The sequence below is a fragment of the Bacteroides sp. AM10-21B genome (assembly GCF_003472565.1).
In the GTDB taxonomy this organism is placed as follows: Bacteria; Bacteroidota; Bacteroidia; order Bacteroidales; family Bacteroidaceae; genus Bacteroides; species Bacteroides propionicigenes.
Genome location: NZ_QRME01000005.1, coordinates 235,029 through 253,924 on the forward strand (window position 1 = coordinate 235,029; position 18,896 = coordinate 253,924).

Here is an 18,896-nt window from a genome sequence, read left to right on the forward strand (position 1 = left end):
CTACTGAGCTATTTTAAATATGACAGACGAATATTCACCTAATTTGATGGTCACTTTATCCCCCTCTTTCACCCATGCTTTGCCAGAGACACCGACGGCTTTTTCAATATTATCCGCTAAGGATAACTCAGTTGGAGTACTACCAAAATTATGTAAAACCAGCATTTTCTCATCCCCTTTTGTTCTATACCAAGCTGCAATATTATTATACTTCGCATTACTCTCGTTATATATGGCATGGCTACTCATTATTCCTTCTGCCATTGCAGAATAAGTATTACGAAGTTTCGTAAAAACAAGATACGTGTTCAACAGAGAATTTTTATCCTCCTGTTGTTCCACAACCGACTTCACACTCGACTTACTGATACCATTCATATACTCTGTAGTAGTATTATCCCCCCATTGCATCGGTTCACGCACATGCTGGTCACCATTACCTTCCTTCGTAATACCATAGAAACCCAATTCTTCACCATAATAGATATAAGGTGCTCCCGCAGCAGTCAGCAACACAGCGGCAGCCAGTTTCTCTTTAGCTTCCGATCTATCAAACTTTAAACCAGCACGATCTTCATCATGATTGGAAAGTTTGGTAGCCTCTATATAGTTTTCACGATTGGCTTGATACAGTTGCTGATAATTCAATATATCTTTAGCAAAATAACGTCCTGTACTATTATTAATCGCCCACTCCAACCGATACCAAAAACTAAATTCAAACAAAGCAGGAAGCCCTTTGTAATACGGAGCAACTACTTCAGCATCGGAAAGTACCTCACCTACCATATAAAGTTCATCCGTCTTGCCTTTTCCTTTATAATAAGTATTCAATTCATCATAAAACTTCTTTAGAAAAACAGGATTCTCATCGGACTTATCATTATGATAGATATGCTTTACCGCATCCAAACGAAAGCCATCAACTCCACGGTCTATCCAACCTTTAGCAGCATCTGTCACTTTTCGGAATACGGGAGATGTTTCCAAAGTCTCTGCTTTACCATAATTAAGATCGGCAAATGAAGCTGTATAAAAATGTGAATGATATTTCCACATATCCATATCCGAAAACATAATATTGGCAGCGATACTACTATTCAGTATAAAAGTCTTTCCTAAGGTCAGCCTGACATCCTCAGAAACCGCACCGTATTTAGTGCCTGCAGGCCAGTTCGGATTATTTGACGTACGGATCAAAAAACCCCAGTTAGATGTAAAATCCACTGTAAGCTCATAGATGCCATTTCCCTTATCAAAGAATTTCTTACATATATCTTTACCAAACCAAATGAATTTGTCATTTTCCGTATCTGCAGCTGTATTTTCACTTATATCTGCTGTGTTTCCCTGAATCACAGTGACGGTCGGTTTAGACGGGTTACTCCAATCCAATAGGAATTTATAGCAGGCTTTTACTTCATCTCCGGAGACTGAAAACCATTCGGCGGCATTATATCCTCCCGCATTTTCACTGGAAATCATATCAATCTTGCCCTCCTTAATATCAACAGCCGGGGCTTGCGAAAATATATAATAGTTCCGATATTCATTATCTACCGAAGTCTTAGCTTGCTGAAACCACGGATGTTCTATACTCGTATGATTCAATACATAGTCCAAATAAACTTTGATATTGCGTTTGTGAGCTTCAGCAATCAGGCGGTCAAAATCATCATCCGTACCGAATTTAGGGTTTATTTTGGTATAATCCGTCACATCATAGCCATGATAAGAAGGAGACGGATGAATTGGTGACAGCCAAACAGCCTTCACACCCAAAGAGTTTATATAGTCTAATTTAGAAATCACCCCATTAATATCACCATATTTATCACCATCACTGTCAGCAAAGGAATACACCAATATTTGATAAGATATATCTGCACGTTTTGTTCCATCCCAATTGTCTGGTGCAACCTCAACTGAAGTATAGCCCTCCGGAATCCCATCCAGTATCGGGTCAGGTTCAGGTGCCACTCCGTTGTCATCGCTACAAGCAATCAGACAACTCATCAATGTACAAAGCAATAAATAAGAAATAGACTTCATAATTTTCATATTATCAGATTTTTATCTGATAACAAATGTATGAAAAGCATAGACTTATCTTTCACAAATAAGACAAGATAACATAAAATGAGTACGGAAACGTTTGCATAACCAAACAACTACATACCAAAAACTGCCCGACACATATTAATGTGCCGGGCAGTACTAGTTCAGATTTTAATTACTCTCAAAAGAGATTTACATACATTATTCCACCGTTTGGAATACCACCTCACCGGTAATATCATTAAAAAATACATTGTATTTTCCATTCGGTACTGTAAAGTTCTTACCGTCTGCAGTACGCAAAGTCAGATAGTTTTTATCGGCAATTGTCACATTTTCTACCGGAGCTCCCCAAGCAATACTCCAGTCGTGATTAGCACGTAACTTCAATTCACCGTCCTTACCCGGTTCAAAATTCGCAATATACCAGTTGTGCGGTGTTACCATTTCCAAGTCTTTCTCCGTACCATTCTCAGCATCCCAACCATTAAACTCACCAATCAAACTTATATTATTGTAAGTGACCGGAGTCTGATTGCTCTGTTTTGTCCAAACATAAGTATTCGTAGAAAAGTCAACTTCCAGTTTATAAAGTACATCCGCTTCCGGGCAGGCTATTGCTCCGGCACTGACTGATACTAAATTGCCCGAAACCGCCTTATCACCATTTGTAGTCGTACCATAACAATTATCCCAGTTCCCAAAATCAGCACCCAACCATATTTTCACATTCGTTGATCCGCTGGCATTAGCAAAATTCGTAATATATGCATACTTCTTATCACCTTGTGGATAAAACATATATTTTGCATTCTCAGCATCCCATGACGTAACGTCGCCTACCAAAAAGTATTCAGGCATAATTTTCTTGATTTCATACGTATATTCCATCATATCCAACGTAATACGATACATACCGGGGTCGGCAATCTTACCAGCCTTGCAATCCTTATTAATCAGGTTACCGCTCATTGCATCATCACCGTCAATAACAACTCCTACATCTCCCGGCATATTACCCAAATTACCACTATTAATATTATCTATCGGTATTATCTTCCAATATTGATTGGCCTCGGTTGTAGTGAAAATCAAAGTAAACTTGGAATCAACATATACATCTTGGTCACTGTGAGTAAACTTACCTTTCTCTGTTACTTCTTTCCAACCGTCATTGTTCTCATCCACCTTAAACATATTACCAATCATGTAATATGCTTCCGCAATTACCGGAGCCTCAGGAGTCAGTTTGATAACAAACTTTTCCGACTTCCCCATAACAGTCTGTTTATTTACTTCTTGATACTCAAAAACATAAGCATCAAATGAGCGTTCCACCGGCCGCTTGTTAAAAGCTGTTTCCACTAAACTTTGAAGTTCATCTACCTTTACCTCCCCTGCCTCATTTAGCTTGAATTTCTGATTGGCAAGAGTTCCGTCAGTAGCGGTATACTTCATATCCAGCACATAGCTAAGTTTTACACCCTCTCCCACTTTCGTCGGAGTGAAAGAACAAACTTTTACCATAGTAGTACCTTCCGCTAAATTACCCAAATCTATCGCCGTCTCCGAAGCAGGCGTTGCACTAAAAGAAACTGTTGCGGCAGCATCTTCAGGGTCATTGGTCTGATAACCTGCAATTCCTTCATTGAAGTCTTCGTTGCAGGCTACCAGTGCGGTAGCCAGCAAGAAGGAATATAATGATTTTAGTTTCATAAATTTCATTTTTTCAATTTAACAACATTAATCTTCTTTTATCTCAAAGAAATAATAGCATCGGTCAACATCATTGAGTACCACGCGATACTTACCGGCTTGTACCGGAATTTTATTGTCCGTCTTCAATCCGTAGGGGAAAGTATCTCCACCACAATTATCCGTACCAGCAGCATCTGTACGGAACAAGGCTTCACCGTCCGACGTAAATTCGACATCCCCATACCAGATGTGTTTTACAGAAGTATTTTGAGTTAATGTAAGTACTCCGTCGCTACCCCAATTGTTGAAGTCGCCCACAAGTTCCCAGTTTGTAAATTCAGCGGGAGCATCACCTTCGTAAGGTTTCACTTCAATCTTAGCATTTGCAGATCCCGTAGTACTATTAAAAGATACCGTATAGTAGCCATTTGTAGAAATGGATATGGCAGCCGGGTCAGGAGTCCCATCGTCCGGACGGTAACTTACTCCCCATTGTGGAGTCCATTGTCCCGGTGTCTTGACAAACTTCAACTGGTCACCACAGAAATAACCAGTATAAGTAAATTCACCTTCACCTGTAGTAGCGTCATATTTGGCATCTTTCTTCAATGTCATAGGAATAATTTTTTCACCTTCCGCACCAGCATTATTATCCCAAGAACCAACAGCCGTACCTACCATATACCATATCTGCGGAAGCGTCTCGGACACATAGCAAGGATAAACTTTCACTTTAATGGAATTGGAATAGCAAGGTTGGTCCGCCATCGAAGAAAGATAAGCCTTGATTCGTATATATATATCCATTACCTCTTCAGGAACATCCGTTGCTTTCTTCCAGCCTTTCAGCAATCCGATAGCCTTGGCAACTCCTTTGGCACTGGCTTCAATATCTACCGTAGTAGAAATATCCTCCACAGAACCGTATGTAGCCTTTGCATCCGTCGTAGCATCATTCCATTTGTCATCCAAAGACACTTGCACCTGATAATTTACCGTAGCGGTATATCCGTAATCCGGTTGTTCTTTCACACTGAAATACATTTTATCAGACTGTTCCAATGCAATCGGATTATTAGCATTGACAGATTCGTAAAGTGTAAATCCTTCCGGCATCTTTACGGTAGGATTGGAGTCACGGTCGCTTTCGCAAGCCGCGAGCAACAGCAATCCTGTACACAACGAAGCCAATATATTTATTTTTTTCATATTCTTTCTTATTAAGACATTAAACTTTTAGATTAATAACCCGGATTCTGTTTCAAATTCGGATTAGCATTCAAGTCATTGACAGGTATCGGATAGAGATTACGATATTCGGGGAAAGAAGTACCACTCATGGAGCCGCCTTTCCAATCCCAATTATACTCGCTCTGACCTGCAAACTTTCCGAAACGAATCAAATCCATACGGCGACGGCCTTCGAAGTAGAACTCACGTGCCCACTCGTCACAAATTTGCTCAAGCGTATATGCATCCTTTTCTTCCGCATTTGCTCTTTTCCGCAATTCATTGATTGCATCCGCTGCTTTTTCCGGAGTAACCGTACCTCCCGCACCTCTGGTCACAGCTTCCGCATAAGTCAGATAAGCTTCTGCTGCACGCATGAACGGAACATCCATATCCGGGAAAGCACTGTCTGATGTTTGGCCACCATCGGCACGAACATTTGTGAACTTAGCGCAAGAGAAACCTTCTGCAAAGTCTTTATTCTTACCGGTAGACACCGTACGACCTTTACCGAAAAGCAAAGCACGATCATCTTTAGCTGCAACCGTCATTGCCACCTCATCCACTAAAGGAGCAGATGCAGTGTTCGGGAAGAATTTGGCAACCAACGTTTCACAACAACGAGGACCTTTCCACTCTTCCGTACTTCCGTAGTTATTCATATCTTTCTTGTGCGTACCGGCAATAAGGAAGTGAGAAACACCCCAGCTGCGGGTTTTTCCACCATCCTGCAAGATAGGAAGAATAACTTCATTAGGAGCCAAGTTATTAGGATTGCCGTCTACCGCTCCACCGTTGTCTGCCATAAATAAATGCTTATAAGGCTTACAAAGCGAGTATTGAGACTTCATCACTTTCTCTGCATAAGTTGCAGCTTCCGTCCACTTGGCAGTACCGGTATAAACTTCTGCATTCAAATACATACGCGCAAGGAGCAGCCATGCAGCCGCCTTATCCACGCGTCCGTAGGTGTTTGTCTTAGGCTCTTTCAAGTTAGGTTCAGCCTTTTTAATCAATTCATCTTCAATATAGGCAAACAACTCGGCGCGCTTCATCTGTTGAGGATAAACATCATATTCAACCGTTTCACTAAAAGGAACGTTGCCAAACAAGTCCATCAGATAGAAATAGTTGAGCGCACGCATAAAACGTACTTCCGCACGCATCACCTTTTCTTCATCGCTTGCCTCATCGGAAGTATTTTCCAAGAACCAGTTACAAAGAGTTATGTCAAAATTCAGTCTATAATAAGCTCCGGTAGTGATTTCATTGGAAGCTCCCCATGTGTAACTAATCAGAGAAGGCAGACCGGGGTCATTCCATCCGGCTACGATAGCCTCATCAGTCACCAATTCGTTGGCACACCAAGTCATGCGGTAAAATGCAGATGTACCTTCATCAATATCATCCACGTCACCATCACCATCGGCTCCCTTTTGTCCAGTCAGCCCCAAAGTGGCATAAACTTTATTAAAGACCGCATCTCTGTCAAAATCCATTTTCGTACTCGGGTCAATGGGAGTTACATCCAAATCATTGATACACGAGTGAAGTCCCAACGTCAATGCTAACGCAGCAACAGGTACTAATGATTTTAAATATTTGAAGTTCATAATTATCAGTTTTAAAGATTAAAAGTTAAGGCTTAAACCCAAGAGGGAAACTAAAGGACGAGGATAGATACTATTGTCTATACCACCATTAATTTCCGGATCCAGTCCTTTATAGTCTGTAATGGTAAATACGTTCTGTACGGTAGCGTATACACGTCCGGATATGTTTTTACCGAACAATTTGTCAAAGCTGTAGCCCAATGTAATGTTATCACACTTCAGGAAAGAAGCATTCTGTACATAGTAGTCGGACATATAATAATTACCGACACCCTGGAAATTGTTTGCCAACACCATTTTGGGACGATTGCTCAAGGCATCAAACGAGTATATCACAGTCGATTTACAATTGGAGTTGCCTGCTTCCACATCATTATAAACATAGTTATTGAAACTTGCACGTAGAGAAAAGTTAAAGTCCCAATTCTTATAAATCAGTTTGGAAGTCAATCCCATAAGCACATCTGCCGTCGGTTTCTTATAGAAGTAACGGTCTTTATCATTGATGATACCGTCACCATTACGGTCAACATATTCATTTTCCAACGGTTTTCCATCCTCGCCATACACCTGCTGGTATACGTAGAATGAGGAAGCCGCATGTCCCACAGCATGAGCTTGGATTGTATTACCCGTACCGGAAGAGATACCGCCGGTAGGAACATAATAACCTTCACTGTCACCGGAAGTCAGTTTGGTGATTTCATTCTTATTATAAGTGATGTTGTATCCCAATTCCCAACGCCAATCTCTTTCCTGAATCACTTTGGCATTTACGGAAAACTCAACACCACTATTTTCCAAAGAACCGATATTAGAGAGCACTTTGTTCTTGAAGTTTGTACCTGCTGCCACATATACGCTGTTTATCAAGTCATCAGTCTTGCGGAAGTAGTAATCAACAGACCCGGTGAAACGTCCATTGAGGAAACCGAAGTCCACCCCTGCATTATAAGTAGTAGTCTCTTCCCATTTCAGGTCGGGATTGTAAGCGCCCGGACGGTAAGTGATACCGTTACCCACGATAGGATAATAAGCGTAGTCCTTATTCTGGATATAAGTAGCCAATGTAGGATAGTCGCTACCGATATTCTGCTGACCGGTAATACCATATCCCAAGCGGAGCTTCAAATCAGACAGCCACTCTACATCCTTCAAGAAGCCTTCTTCCTTCAGTTTCCAACCGAAAGCGAATGACGGGAACAAAGACCAACGGTTATCCTTGCTGAAACGTGAAGAGCCGTCGTAACGCACAGTAGCAGTAAACAAGTATTTATCCAGTAAAGTATAGTTGGCGCGACCAAAGAAAGAAACCAAGAAATTTTCCGTAGCCCACTCATTTACTGTAGGCGAGTAAGCCTTCCCTGCCATGCTTTCTCCTGTAGCTTTATCTACCACGGTAGTGGTGGAAGGATACAAGCCGGCATAATAACTATTGCCTTTGCGGTGGAAGTGCTGCCATTCATAACCGCCCATTACATCAAAATGATGCTTTTCATTAAAGTCTTTTGAATACTGAGCATACATATTCAAAGAAAGATTGTACTTATCCGTCTCATCAAAACCTGTATTACCATAGTAGTTGTTTTGAGCGGAATACGGACTCCAGCTCGTTTCTTGTTTACCGGTAGACAAATCCATACCTCCACTTACATGCAGACGCAGATCTTCCAGTCCGTGCACTTTGTAGTCCAATTCCAAATTACCGACCAACGCCTTAGATGTAGCACGGTCGTCCTTCTGGTTCAATGAAGCTACCGGATTGTAGGCAGCTTGCGAGTTCTTATAATAGTTCCACTCGCTGTCACCCAAAGTGTTTTTACCTTTATCATCAAATGCTGAAATATACCATTGAGAATAACCGCCGAAATACTTCTGGTGGATTTCATTGTCAGAATAAATAGGCTGGGTGGGGTCATAGGAAGCCGCAGTGCCGATTACACTTCCGTCAGCATAACGATTCTTGGCATACATACCTTTCAAGTTTGCATTCACCTTTAAATGGTCTTGCAAAAAAGAAGGAGCAATATTGACAGATGCCGTATAGCGCTCGAAGTTTGAAGTCTTGACAACACCATTCTGGTTGGTATAGCCGAAAGATACACGATAAGGCATATTCTTTAAACCACCCGAAATTGTAAGATTATGATCCGTACTTACTGCCATACGGTAGATTTCATCCTGCCAGTCCGTATTGGCGGTACCCAGCTTGCGGTAAGCATCATTGTCCTTACCTTCCCAGATTTCCTCTACAAAAGCACGAAATTCGTCACCGTCCATTACGTCAAGTGTCTTCTTTACGTTACTGAAAGAGACATTACCGTCATAAGAGACACGCGGTTTGGAACCTGCCTGACCTTTCTTAGTAGTAATGATAATAACACCGTTGGATGCGCGAGAACCGTAAATTGCCGTAGCAGAAGCATCTTTCAGTACCGTAAAACTCTCGATGTCGTTAGGATTCACCATAGACAAAGGGTTGGACAAACCTTTCACACCATTGTTATCCATAGCCAAACCGTCAATTACAATCAACGGATCATTTTCGGCAGAAAGAGAAGAACCGCCACGTACACGAATCGTAGCACTACCACCCGGAGTTCCACCATCGGATATGACGCTTACACCGGCAATCTTACCGGTCATCATATCTTGTGCATTCGTAGTCAAACCCTTGTTCAACTTATCCGGTTTAATGGCTGTTACAGAACCGGTAGCATCATTCTTTTTCACTGTACCGTAACCAATGACCACGACCTCGTTCAGCAGTTCCGCATCATCCTGCAGCGTTACTACCACCGATGAGGTTGCCGGAACTTCCTGCGTCTTATAGCCAATAAAAGACACGATCAATGTAGCTCCTCTAGGGACAGACAACGTGAAGTTACCATCCAAGTCTGTGATTGTACCGTTTGCGGTATTTCCTTTTTCTACGACATTAGCACCAATCACACCACCTAAGGCATCTTTCACATGCCCTCTCACTGTGATGTTCTGTGCATAAACGCCAACTGACAAGAATAACCCTAACAATAAGGGAAGAATCGTTCGATAGATTCTAAGATTAACTTGCTTCATGCATTTAAAAATTAAAGTTAACAATATTAATTATCTATATGTATATTCAAATAACGTTTCAGTATATTAACCTTATTACAGAACGTACTTCAAATACCTTATTATGATACAACAAATGTATGCCATATTATCGAGTAAAAAATAAAGATGTGATAAAAAGTGCAGCAAGAAGAGTGCAAACGATTGCATCACATTTTCGGTCTCCGACTGTGGGATTAGCGAACAAAAACAAAACGGCAACTGTTACAGGGAGCTGATGGAAAAACCAACAGCATAGTAGGAAAAGTTAGTATACACCATAGAAAATGCTACTCGGAACGATATAAAACTTCGTTTTCCAATTGGGGGCTCTACGGTTGCCAATTGCGGGCTGTCGGGCACACAGTTGGCAACCGTAGAGCCCCCAATTGGAAAACGAAGTTTTGCATGAGGCAAAAGCACAAAACAGATAAGAGAAAGAGACAAAAAGCACAAAGGACAGCTTGTTTATGCACAAGGCATAGAGCCCAATCAGTGCTTTGTGCCGGCAGATAATACGATTCTTCCTGTCCGCAAACCCTTTGCCTTCGCTTCAAAAACAATCTCACCTGATTGCTCACCGCTTTGCACAATCGCCGTCAGCTGTCCGCTGAAGGCAGGCATTTCAGGCAGATGGAAAAGGTCGAGACTGGTGGCATCGCCATTGGCAGCGGCGCGATAACGCCCCGCCCCTTTTACAGAGAAAGATACAAGACGATTGTCCGAAGGGCAAAGATTGCCATCCTTATCCACAATGCGGACGGTGATGTATGCCAAATCCTTACCGTTTGCAGCAAGCCGGGTACGGTCTGCCACCACTTCCAAATGATGAGGTTTGCCGGCAGTACGGATTACTTTTTCCTCTACCGACTTACCGGAAGCGTCATAGGCCACAACTTTCAGTTCTCCCGGTTCATAAGGAACGTCCATCCACATCAAGCGATAGCGACGTTGCAAAGCAAGCGAATCTTTACCCTGCAAGGCTTCACTCTCCTGTGCCGTCAATTTGCGTTGCTTTCCGTAACTCTTGCCATTAACAAACAGCTCGGCAGCAAGATAGCTGGTGTAGACAAAAACAGGCGTATTCTCTCCTTCCCTTCCCGGCCATGTCCAATGCGGAAGGATGTGCAACGTGTTTACCTTCTTGTTCCAAATGCTGCGATACAGGTAGTAACGGTCTTTTGGTATACTCGCCAAATCTATAATGCCGAATACGGAACTATGGCTGGGCCATGCATCCGTATCGTATGGAGAAGGCTCACCCAAATAGTCAAAGCCTGTCCAAACAAATTGTCCGATAGTCCAATTGTAGTCATCCGCCAAGGCAAAGTCCATATCGGGAACATTGGACCAGCTGCAGCACTCTACATCATAACCCGAACATTGATGGTCGTCATACTGCGCACCGGCACGCTTCTCCACCGGGAACTTATACACACCGCGTGAGCTGACAGTAGATGCCGTTTCCGAACCGAGAATGACGTTCTGCGGGAGTGCATTGTAAGCCTCTATATAACGATGAGCACGGTAATTAAGCCCGGGTACGTCTATCATAGCGGCAAAACCGTTTTCCAAAACACAGGATACCTGATCCATCCCGCACGTAACAAGACGTGTAGGGTCTTCCCGATGACAGATGTCCTGCAAGAAAGAAGCCACTTTATATCCTTCGGGACTGCATTGCGTAGGCACTTCATTGCCAATGCTCCACATTACCACACTTGCATTATTACGGTAATGACGCAACATATTCACCATATCCCGTTCCGCCCATTCATTGAAGTAGCGGTGGTAACCGTTTTCGCATTTGGCAATGTCCCATTCGTCAAAAGGCTCTATCATCATCATAAAGCCCATTTCATCACAAAGTTCCACTAACTCGGGAGCGGGCATATTGTGCGAAGTACGGACAGCGTCGCAACCCATATCTTTCAATAGCGTAAGTTGGTGGCGAAGGGCAGCCACATTAACGGCAGCACCCAGCGGACCTAAGTCATGATGATTGCAAACGCCCTGAAACTTCCGGTGTCTGCCATTCAGGAAGAAACCTTTATCCGCCACAATCTCTATGCTACGGATACCGAAACGGGTGGTATATTCATCCACTTGCTTACCGTCCGCATATATTTTAGAAAATGCCTTATATAAATAAGGTGTCTCCGGCGACCATAAGGCGGGAGTATCTATCAGGAAATTCTGTTCAAAGGGTTGGCCGTGGTTTATCTTACGGGTATTGTCTTTTACGGCAACCACCTTGCCGTCCGGCGAAATAATCTCCGTCACAATACGAATATTATCTTCTCCCGCATTGGCAACTTCGGTGCGCAGGTACACGGAAGCATATTCGGAAGATACATGCGGAGTGGTGAGTTGCGTTCCCCACACCGGAACATGTATACGTTCTGTTGTCACCACATGAACATTACGATACAGCCCCGCACCGGGATACCAACGGGAGGATTGCGGCTTATTCTCCAGACGGACAGCCAACACATTATTCTTACCGTCCGCATTAAGCAGTTCCGTAACGTCGCAGTGAAAAGAGTTGTAACCAAACGGCCAGAAACAGGCTTCTTTTCCATTGACATAGACGCGGGCTTCACTCATTGCCCCGTCAAACACCAAAGCTGTCTGTTTACCGGCAGGGACATCAAACTTTGTGCGATACCAGCCAATACCCACATAAGGAAGTCCTCCGGTACGCCCCGTCTTAACGGATGCCTTTTCCTCAAAATTCTGTGCAACGGCAACATTCTGCAAATCATGGTTGCGGTCGAAAGGTCCGAAAATGGCCCAATCATGCGGCACGGTAACCGTCTCCCACTTACTGTCGTCAAACTTCGGTTCTACAGCGTTCACTATATCCCCTTTAGTAAATCTCCAGTTCTTTTCAAGCAAATATTCCGAACGCTGAGCTACTGCCGGCAAAGAGAGAAGCAGACTCAGTAAAACAAGACTTATTAGTTTCTTCATGGAATCAGTATTTTAATATTTCTCACTCTTTGAAAGCATCCATTATTATTGTTGGTTTTCCGTCGTCCGTAAAAGCTCCCAGACGATATTGTCCGGGCTTACATTCCGGTTCCCAGTAAAAGACGCCTTTACAACGACCGTCAGTATTGTTGCGGCACTCTTCTATAATACGACTTAATTGTTCCTTACCTTCCTTTAGTACAGAGTCACTTGCCAAGTTACCCTGATCGTCGGCACATTCCATACCGGTTTCCACTACCATTACGTCACAATCATATCTCTTACTTACACTCTTGATATTAGCAATGCAGTCCGTTATGGTTTTGGCGGCTGTATATTCAGGATGCTCCATCCGGGTCCAATACGGATAAAGTGACATACCTATCATATCCCACTTACCGCCATTCTTTTTCAACTCGTCAAAAAACCAAGTATACAATTCATTATCGTAACCGTTATCCAAATGAACTATAACGATGGCATCTTCAAATACCTCCTTTACCGCATCATAACCGACATTGATGAATGCTGCCAGATTGGATGTATTCTTGTAATATTTGATTGCCGTAGAAGTGCTTCCGGAATCTTTCACATCACACTCCCTAATGTTATAGGAAGCACCGCTCAAAGCGGCATCCTCATCCCACAACATACCCGGACGTATCTCATTACCTACTTGTACCCATTTAGGGGTAATCCCCTTCAACTTCAACGCACTAAGTACATCACGAGTATGCTCGCCAACTGCCTTCTTCAAGTCTGTCAAATTCATGTTTTTCCAAGCTGCCGGCTTATGCTGTTGTCCGGGATCTGCCCACCAATCGCTATAATGGAAATCTATCATCACATCCATGCCAAGCTCTTTGGCACGTTGAGCTTTTATCAACATATCGGCTTTATTGCACCAATTATCGTGTTTCTGAGGGTTCACCCATACACGCAAACGCACGGCATTCAGTCCCAGTTCTTTCATCAGAGCGGTACATTCACGCTGCTCTCCGGACGCATTATAAAACTTATGCCCTTTAACTTCCAATTCCGTTATCCAACTGATATCCGCACCTTTAGCAAACACCTCGGAAGGTGAAGGCTCCGGAGTAGAGCCTGAAGATGACTTTGTTTCTCCTCCGCCACAGGCAAGGCAAAAAAAAGTAAATACTATTAAAGACACAAATGCACTTATGTTTCTCATAATTCAACTGATTAGATTATTTATCGCTGACAAATATAAAAAAATAGAACACAAAGCAAGAGCTGCAGGTTTACTTTAACTTTGTCAAATCGTATGCAATCGTTTGCACTGTTTCATAATCCAATAACATTCAACCTGTAAGAATGTATCGTATCAATCCATTATTTTTGCATACAAAATTGTTAAAGCCTGCTTGTTTTTCTTGTCAGGCATTTCTATTTCTGTTACCTTTGGCTGAAAAAGAAACAATACTAATGAATAAACCGCAGATAACCATCAAGGACATTGCCCGTGCCTTGAATGTCTCTCCTTCCACCGTGTCGAGAGCGCTCAAGGATAATCCGGACATCAGCCGGGAGACTCGTGACCTTATCCATGCTTACGCACGCGAACATAACTACAAGCCCAATGTGCTTGCCGTCAACCTTCGTTCGAGTCGCAGCAATACGATTGGTGTGATTGTGCCGCAGCTGGTACATCATTTCTTTTCATGTGTATTGAGCGGTATTGAGACTGCGGCAGCCGAAGCCGGTTACAATATAATCGTGGCGCAAAGCAACGAATCATACGGACAGGAAGTAAAGATAGTTCATTCTTTCCTTGCTGCCCGCGTCTGTGGTGTTATCGCCTCTCTTGCCAAGAATACGGAACAATACGATCATTATCAGGAATTATTAAATAACAATATTCCAATTGTCTTCTACGACCGTATCTGTACAGGGCTGAAAACGGAACGGGTGGTTGTCGACGACTACGCCGGTTCATTTGCCGCCGTAGAGTACATGATTCAGACCGGATGCAAGCGTATCTTCTTCTACGGAGCCGACCCTCATCTTGAAATCACCAAGAACCGGCGTAACGGTTATCTGGATGCCATGAAGAAGTACAAGATTCCCGTAGACGACAGCATGATTAAGCTATGTGACAATCGCGAACGGGCCATTGCCATAACACCTGATTTGTTGGAAAGCGACAACCGTCCCGACGGTTTCTTTGCAATCAATGATGAAACGGCATCAGGTATATTGTATGCCTGTAAGCTGGTCGGATTAAAAGTTCCGGACGAGGTTTCCATCTGCGGTTTTACAGACGGAGCCATCGCCCAAAGCACCGACCCGAAATTGACGACAGTGGAGCAACACGGAGAAGAGGTCGGCAAGAGCGCCTTCAGTATCCTTACCGACAAGTTGGAAGGAAGTGAAGAGAAAAGCACCAACAAGATTGTACGAACCAATCTGGTAGTCAGAGGAACAACAAAATGAAATCACAATCAACCGAATTTATCTATAAACTAATATCATAAAAAACAAAAAAGCAATGAAAGTAAAACCCGATTTAAGTTTCTGGAAACTGTGGAACATCAGCTTCGGTTTTTTTGGTGTACAGATTGCGTATGCCCTGCAAAGCGCGAACATAAGCCGTATATTCTCCACTTTAGGAGCTGACCCGCACAGTTTGAGTTATTTCTGGATATTACCACCGTTGGCAGGTATCATAGTGCAACCCATCGTTGGGGCTGCCAGCGACAAGACTTGGACACGATTCGGACGTCGTATCCCCTATTTATTCATAGGTTCGCTGATTGCAGTGCTCGTAATGTGCCTTCTGCCCAATGCGGGCAGCTTCGGTATGGCGGTAAGTACGGCCATGATTTTCGGCTTGGTATCACTGATGTTTTTGGATACCTCTATCAATATGGCTATGCAACCGTTCAAGATGATGGTGGGTGACATGGTGAATGAGAAACAGAAAGGACTCGCTTACTCCATCCAGAGTTTCCTATGTAATGCCGGCAGCTTGGTGGGGTATTTGTTCCCGTTTATATTTGCATGGATAGGTATCAGCAATACGGCACCGCAAGGAGTAATTCCCGATTCTGTAATCTATTCGTTCTACATCGGAGCGGCTATTTTGATATTCTGCGTTATTTATACGACAGTCAAAGTCAAGGAAATGCCGCCTGCCGAATATGCCGAATATCATGGCATCACGGAAGAGCAGGAACATGAGAAAATCAATATGCTGAAGTTGCTGGTTAAAGCGCCGAAAGCCTTTTGGACGGTAGGACTGGTACAGTTCTTCTGTTGGTTTGCTTTTATGTTTATGTGGACATACACCAACGGCAGTATAGCTGCAAATGTTTTTGACGCTCCCACTGTGGAACACACTGTAAACGGCATCAGCAAAATAGTTCTTGACACCAAGAGTCTGCAATATCAGGAAGCCGCCAACTGGGTAGGTGTATTGTTTGCCGTACAAGCCATCGGTTCAGTGCTTTGGGCAGTCTGCATTCCCATATTCAAAGACCGCCGCTTCATCTATGCACTAAGCCTTGTATTGGGTGGTATCGGCTTCATATCCACCTATTTTGTACATAGTCAATATGTACTGTTCATATCTTTCCTGCTGATAGGTTGTGCATGGGCTGCCATGTTGGCATTACCCTTCACCATTCTGACCAACGCTCTGTCCGGCGGGCATATGGGTACCTATCTCGGACTGTTTAACGGAACAATCTGTATCCCGCAAATCGTGGCCGCAGCATTAGGAGGAAGTATCTTGGCGCTGTTTACACCGGAAGGAATGCTCCCTCCGGAAATCAATATGCTGGTAATGGCAGGTGTGATGCTCATTATCGGAGCTGTTTGTGTATATCTGATAAAAGAAACCAAGGGAGAAAAAGCATAAAGACAACAAAAAAAGACTGCCATGAAGAAATACCTTAAAACTGACGAATGGAATATTATAGAAGATAGTTTTCAAGCCGACCATATGCGATGGTCCGAAAGCATATTCAGCCTTGGAAACGGCCGTTTCGGGCAACGGGGATATTTTGAAGAACCATACAGTAGCGACAGCTATCGGGGCGCATTCGTGGCAGGTATCACATTTCTGGATAAAACCCGTGTAGGCTGGTGGAAGAACGGATTCCCGCGATTTTACACACGTATCCCCAATGCTCCGGACTGGAGCCGCATCAGCCTGCGCCTTATTGACGAGGAACTGGACTTGGCCCAATGGGAGGTAGACAGTTTCAACAGACGCCTTGATATGAAGGCGGGTATCTCCTACCGGGATGTGGAAGTAACTTCTCCGCGAGGCCACCAGCTCCGCCTGCACGTGGAGCATATCACAGATATGGCACATCCCAATCTCTGCCTTATAAAGTACAGCGCTACATCTATCAACTATGCCGGTAAAATATCTCTTGTACCGACCTTTAACGGTGACATCGTGAACCAAGCCGACCATTCTGATGAAAAGATATGGAATATACTTCGTTCCGGCGCCACCAGTGATTGTGCCTATCTATGGACACAAACCAGACGGGAAGATGCGCAAATATGTTACGCCATGACCTATCAGTTCTTCAAGAACAACAAAGAGACATTCGCCAACCCGATACGGATAGAGAAAGAAAAGCAAACCGGTTTCAGCGTAGGCATAGAAGTGAAACCGGGAGATACCGTAACACTCATTAAATACACAGCCATTGCATCGTCTCTTTACTATGAACGGCAGGACTTGATAGAGGAATCCGTATCCGAGGCCCGTAAAGCCAAAAGTACGGGTTGGGATGTTTTGGTACAGGAGCACCGGGAAGCCTGGCAAGAGATATGGGATGAGGCTGATGTTACGATTGAAGGAGACCCGGAAGCCCAGCAAGGCATACGCTATAATATCTTCCAACTCTACCAGACCTACCGGGGAGATGACCCACGCCTGAATATCGGTCCTAAAGGCTTCACCGGAGAAAAGTATGGCGGAAATACTTACTGGAATACCGAATTGTGCTGTGTGCCTTTCTTCCTGCTTTCTACCCCGAAAAAGATTGCCGAGAACCTGCTGATGTACCGCTATAAGCAACTGCCCAAAGCCATTGAAAATGCACGTAAGTTAGGATTCGATAATGGCGCCGCCCTATTTCCGCAAGTCACCGGCAACGGAGAAGAATGCCATAGCGAATGGGAAATCACCTTTGAAGAGATTCATCGGAACAATATGATTGTCTATGCCATCCTGCAACATTCCACTCTTACCGGTACACTGGATTATATCGCTCATTACGGATTGGAAGTAATGATAGCCGTCAGCCGCTTCTGGAGCCAGCGGGTATCTTTCTCACAACCCAAACAAAAATATGTTATCTTGGGAGTTACCGGACCCAATGAATATGAAAACAACGTGGACAACAACTGGTATACCAACTACTCTTGTATGCGTTGCCTCAGAACCACTCTCAGCTTCCTCGAAATCATCGCACGACAATATCCTGACGAATATGCCCGCATACGCCGCATCACCCAACTGAATTATGCAGAAGAGAGTGAACGTTGGCGGGATATTATCGAACGGATATATCTGCCGGAAGACCCGGAACGCGGCATTTTCATCCAAAACGACGGCTATATGGATAAGGTTCTGCAAAGCACCGATGCCATTCCCGATGGCGAGCGCCCCATCAACCAGTACTGGTCGTGGGATCGTATCTTACGTTCCTGCTACATCAAACAGAGCGATGTTCTCCTTGGTCTATACCTCTATTATTTCAACTTTGACACGGAAACCATCCGCCGCAACTTCGAGTTCTACGAACCAATGACGGTGCATGAGTCTTCCCTCTCTCCGCATATCCATTCTATTCTTGCCGCACGCATCGGAAAAGTAGAGAAAGCGTATCAGCTATTCTTACACGCCACCCGCCTCGACTTGGACGACTACAACAACGAAGGAGACGAGGGACTGCATATCACCAGTATGCCGGGTAGCTGGCTGGCCATTGTACGAGGGTTTGCAGGATTGCAGATTCAGAATGACACACTTAAGATAGCACCCGTCATACCGGAGAAATGGAATAGTTATTCGTTTAAAGTGAATTACTTAGGCAATACACTGCATATACAGATAAGCAAAGAGATAAAAATCAGCCTGACCGCCGGAAGCCAACTGAACATACAGGTATATCAAAACGTTTATGAATTAAGACAAGGGTTGGATTTGACCGTCAACCTCAAAGACTTGTCTTAATCGGAATA

General features: G+C 43.7%; 10 protein-coding genes. 3 read left to right on the top strand and 7 right to left on the bottom strand.

Translation table 11 applies throughout. From position 1 onward, the window contains the following. The 7 genes from DW121_RS08425 to DW121_RS08460 all read right to left on the bottom strand — a co-directional run bounded on the left by DW121_RS08425 (window position 1) and on the right by DW121_RS08460 (window position 13,860). Window positions 1-2,061, bottom strand: coding sequence for an alpha-amylase family glycosyl hydrolase (locus DW121_RS08425; protein ID WP_118323515.1), 2,061 nt, complete (start codon window positions 2,059-2,061; stop codon window positions 1-3). Window positions 2,062-2,259: 198 nt separating this feature from the next. After that, entirely contained in the window at window positions 2,260-3,774 is a 1,515-nt protein-coding gene (locus DW121_RS08430) for a DUF5115 domain-containing protein (RefSeq protein ID WP_118323564.1), read from the bottom strand. Window positions 3,775-3,801: 27 nt separating this feature from the next. Continuing rightward, the gene (locus DW121_RS08435; RefSeq protein ID WP_118323516.1) at window positions 3,802-4,965 is read right to left on the bottom strand and encodes a SusF/SusE family outer membrane protein; all 1,164 of its coding nucleotides are present in this window, start codon (window positions 4,963-4,965) and stop codon (window positions 3,802-3,804) included. Between the two features lie 32 nt (window positions 4,966-4,997). Next, window positions 4,998-6,599 (bottom strand): RagB/SusD family nutrient uptake outer membrane protein, encoded by a 1,602-nt coding sequence (locus tag DW121_RS08440; RefSeq protein ID WP_117711323.1) that lies wholly within the window; start codon window positions 6,597-6,599, stop codon window positions 4,998-5,000. An 18-nt stretch (window positions 6,600-6,617) separates the two neighbouring features. Beyond that, window positions 6,618-9,677, bottom strand: a complete 3,060-nt coding sequence (locus DW121_RS08445) for a SusC/RagA family TonB-linked outer membrane protein (protein WP_117711322.1) — start codon at window positions 9,675-9,677, stop codon at window positions 6,618-6,620. Between the two features lie 510 nt (window positions 9,678-10,187). Next, the gene (locus DW121_RS08455; RefSeq protein ID WP_118323517.1) at window positions 10,188-12,668 is read right to left on the bottom strand and encodes a glycoside hydrolase family 2 TIM barrel-domain containing protein; all 2,481 of its coding nucleotides are present in this window, start codon (window positions 12,666-12,668) and stop codon (window positions 10,188-10,190) included. Window positions 12,669-12,690: 22 nt separating this feature from the next. Continuing rightward, on the bottom strand, window positions 12,691-13,860 hold the full coding sequence (locus tag DW121_RS08460) for an arabinogalactan endo-beta-1,4-galactanase (protein WP_118323518.1): 1,170 nt from the start codon (window positions 13,858-13,860) through the stop codon (window positions 12,691-12,693). Between the two features lie 254 nt (window positions 13,861-14,114). On the opposite strand from DW121_RS08460, the gene DW121_RS08465 reads away from it, so the two are divergent. The 3 genes from DW121_RS08465 to DW121_RS08475 are packed head-to-tail and all read left to right on the top strand — an operon-like array spanning window position 14,115 to window position 18,888. After that, window positions 14,115-15,122, top strand: a complete 1,008-nt coding sequence (locus DW121_RS08465; RefSeq protein ID WP_118323519.1) for a LacI family DNA-binding transcriptional regulator — start codon at window positions 14,115-14,117, stop codon at window positions 15,120-15,122. Window positions 15,123-15,177: 55 nt separating this feature from the next. Next, on the top strand, window positions 15,178-16,548 hold the full coding sequence (locus tag DW121_RS08470; protein WP_117711317.1) for an SLC45 family MFS transporter: 1,371 nt from the start codon (window positions 15,178-15,180) through the stop codon (window positions 16,546-16,548). A gap of 21 nt (window positions 16,549-16,569) precedes the next feature. Further along, window positions 16,570-18,888: a family 65 glycosyl hydrolase domain-containing protein gene (locus DW121_RS08475; protein WP_117711316.1), complete on the top strand. Its 2,319-nt coding sequence runs from the start codon at window positions 16,570-16,572 to the stop codon at window positions 18,886-18,888. Window positions 18,889-18,896: the final 8 nt, after the last annotated feature.